Raw genomic sequence first — 3,019 nt, forward strand, 5'->3', positions numbered from 1 at the left:
TGTTTGACGTACCTGTTGACCCGATCCCGCGATTCGGCCGTGCGGGGGTCGGCGAGGATGCTCCGGGCGCCAAGCGCGCGCGGCCCCATCTCCATCCGACCCTGGAACCAGCCGACGAGGGCGCCGTCGGCCAGCCGCTCGGCGACGTAGCCCTCGAGGTCGTCGGGCTTGCCGTACCGGATCTTGTTCGTCTCGAGCAGCGACTCGATCTCGTCGGTTTCGTACTCGGGGCCGAGGTAGACCGTCGTCTGGGTCTCGACGTCGGCGGGTCGCCGGTCGAGCCAGCCGGCGCCGAGCGCGAGCCCCCCGTCGTGGGCGACGGGCTGGATGAACGTGTCGTCGACGGCCTCGAGTTCCCGCACGCTCTTGTTGAGCTTGCAGTTCAGGGCGACGCCGCCCGCGAGCGCGACGTCGTTCGACCGGGAGGCGCCGAGGTAGGCCTCGACGATGTCACAGACGGTCTCCTCGAGCAGCTCCTGGGCGGTGCGGGCAAGGTCCTTCTCCCACTGGTCGAACTGGCCGGGCTCGTCGTTTCGCGACCGGCCGAACGCCTCCTCGAGCTGGCGGACGCCGTAGCCGGTTCCCCAGCGTTTCGTCAGCGCCGAGACGTCGTAGTCGACGCCGGTGTCGATCAGGGTCCGGAGGGTGCGTTCGATCTCGGGATGTCGCTCGCCGTAGGGGGCGAGCCCCATGACCTTCCCCTCACCGTTGAACATGCGGTAGCCGAGGAACTCGGTGACGATGGCGAAGAAGAGCCCGAGACTGTTGGGGTGGTCGTAGGTCCGGACCCGCGCGAGTCCGTCGGGGGTGCCCCGCCAGATCACCGTCGAGTCGTACTCGCCTTTCGCGTCGATCGTCAGGATCAACGCGTCGTCGAACCCGGAGGGGTGGAACGCGCTCGCGGCGTGACAGCGGTGGTGAGAGAGACACTCGACGGGCGGTACCGGCGTCCCGATCGACTCGAGTTTGCTCTCGACCTGCTGGGTCGGGAAGAAGCGACTCCGAATCTCGTCGACGACCGTCTCCTCGAGGGCCGATACCTTTCGGGCGAGCCCCTCCGCCGTGATCGCGTCGGTGACGTAGTGACGCCGGATCCGCGCGCGCAGCTTCGGGTCGTAGGGGAGGAGGATCCGCTCGAGGTCCGCGAGCTCGAGGTCGCGGGCCTCGAGACAGGCGCGGATCGCCCGCTCGGGGAACGTGTCGACGGCGTGTTTGTTCCGCGTCAGTCGTTCCTCTTCGATACCGAAGACCGGCCGCCCGTCCTCGAAGAGGACGGCGCTGGGATCGTGTTGGCCGTACAGTCCGATCGCGGGCTTACAGGCAAGGGTGTACGATGGCGAACTCATTCGCGGGGATTCGTTCAACCACTCGGTGAGGGGGGGTCAAATGCTTCCCGGAAATCGTCTCACTCGGAAAAACGTCGGATATATATCAGCGTCGACAGAATGGACGGCCGTGCAACCGAACGTCGGTGACGATCCCGGGTCGGTGCTGGATCTGCTCGCGGATCCGTACGCCCGACGCATTCTGACGGCGGCCAACGACGAGCCGATGACCGCGAAGGCGCTCAGCGACGCCTGCGACGCCTCGCTCCCGACGATCTACCGCCGGGTCGATACCCTCGACGAACAGGGGCTGCTCGAGGAGATGCGGGTCGTCGATCCGGACGGCTCGCACCGACGCGTCTACCGGACGACCGTCGAATCCGTTCGCGCGACGTTCGAGGGCGACGAACTCCGGGTCGTCGTCGACACCCGCGACGACCTCGCCGGCAACTTCACCGACCTCTGGGAAGAGCTCCGGGGTGACGACTGATGGAGCCGACCGTCGTCGGGGCGTCGGTCGGCCCCGGGTTCGACACGCTGGCCGCCTACGGGGCGAAACTGGTCGTGCTCGCGTTGAGTCTGACGATCGCGTACCTGGCCTACCACGGCTACCGACAGAGCGGGAGCGAGCCGATGCTGTACGTCTCCGGCGGGTTCGTCTTCATCGGCACCGGGGCGATCTGCGAGGGGATGCTGTACGGGCTGGCCGGGATCCCGATCTCCGCGGCCGGGCTCGTCCAGGCGGCCCTCGTCTCCGCCGGGATGGTGCTGATACTGCTCTCGCTTCGCACGGGGCCGTAGGTGCGACGACGGCTCGCAACCCCCGCAATTATATGGGGCGGTTCCGGAACCACGTGACATGGAACCCGATCTCGACCCGCTGCTGGCCGTCCTCGAGGACGGCGACCTCGACGGCTACCTCATCGACGACGACGATTCCGACTCCGACCAGCGCTACGTCTCCGGCTTTACGGCGCCCGACGCCTACCAGACGCTCGTCACCGCCGACGGCGACGTCCACCTGCTGGTCTCGGGACTCGAGTACGGCCGCGCGACGAAGGAGGCCGACGCCGACTCCGTGAGCCGGCGTTCGGAGTACGATTACCAGGCGCTGGTCGCCGAACACGGCTCCGACGAGGGGACGGTGCGAACGATCGCCGCGTTCCTCGCGGACCACGGCGTCGACTCGGTCGCCGTCCCGCAGAACTTCCCGACCGGGACCGCCGACGGCCTTCGCGAACGGGGCCTCGAGGTCACCGTCGAGCGCGAGGGCGTCGTCGAGGGAATTCGCGCGATCAAGACGCCGTGGGAGACGAACCAGATCAGCGCCACCCAGTCGGCCAACGAGGCCGCGATGGCCGTCGCCGAGCGGCTCATCGCGACAGCCGAGATCGAGGACGGCGCGCTCGTCCTCGACGGCGAGGAGCTGACTAGCGAACGGGTCAAGGAAGAGATCGAGATCGCGCTGCTGCGCCACGGCTGCGCGCTCGACGAGACGATCGTCGCCTGCGGCGCCGACGGCGCCGACCCGCACAACCGCGGCAGCGGTACGCTCGAGGCCGGCGAGCTGATCGTGATCGATATCTTCCCGCGGGACAAGGGAACCGGCTACTTCGGCGACATGACCCGAACCTTCGTCCGCGGCGAGCCGAGCGAGGAGGCCCGACGGCGGTACGACGTCACCCGCGAGGCGT

4 protein-coding genes are annotated in these 3,019 nt (G+C 68.2%); 3 read left to right on the top strand and 1 reads right to left on the bottom strand.

Annotated features, from left to right (window positions below):
* The coding region (locus ACNA7R_RS19880) for a carbamoyltransferase N-terminal domain-containing protein (protein ID WP_416285275.1) at positions 1–1,346 on the bottom strand (1,346 nt) is incomplete at its 3' end.
* A gap of 109 nt (positions 1,347–1,455) precedes the next feature.
* Between ACNA7R_RS19880 and ACNA7R_RS19885 the strand changes: the two genes are divergently transcribed.
* From ACNA7R_RS19885 to ACNA7R_RS19895, 3 genes are all read left to right on the top strand, one after another.
* On the top strand, positions 1,456–1,815 hold the full coding sequence (locus ACNA7R_RS19885) for a helix-turn-helix domain-containing protein (RefSeq protein WP_416285276.1): 360 nt from the start codon (positions 1,456–1,458) through the stop codon (positions 1,813–1,815).
* Positions 1,815–2,126 carry a hypothetical protein gene (locus ACNA7R_RS19890; RefSeq protein ID WP_416285277.1) on the top strand — a complete coding sequence of 104 codons (312 nt, stop codon included), beginning with the start codon at positions 1,815–1,817 and terminating at the stop codon, positions 2,124–2,126. Before ACNA7R_RS19885 ends, ACNA7R_RS19890 begins: the two co-directional genes overlap by 1 nt.
* A 58-nt stretch (positions 2,127–2,184) precedes the next feature.
* Positions 2,185–3,019 (top strand): M24 family metallopeptidase (locus ACNA7R_RS19895; RefSeq protein WP_416285278.1); only part of this gene is annotated, 835 nt, incomplete at its 3' end.

The organism is Natronococcus sp., assembly GCF_047921035.1.
Lineage (GTDB): Archaea > Halobacteriota > Halobacteria > Halobacteriales > Natrialbaceae > Natronococcus.

Excerpts from the sequence above, each read along its gene's own strand:
- ACNA7R_RS19890 (WP_416285277.1), top strand. The coding sequence starts at position 1,815 with ATGGAGCCGACCGTCGTCGGGGCGTCGGTCGGCCCCGGGTTCGACACG.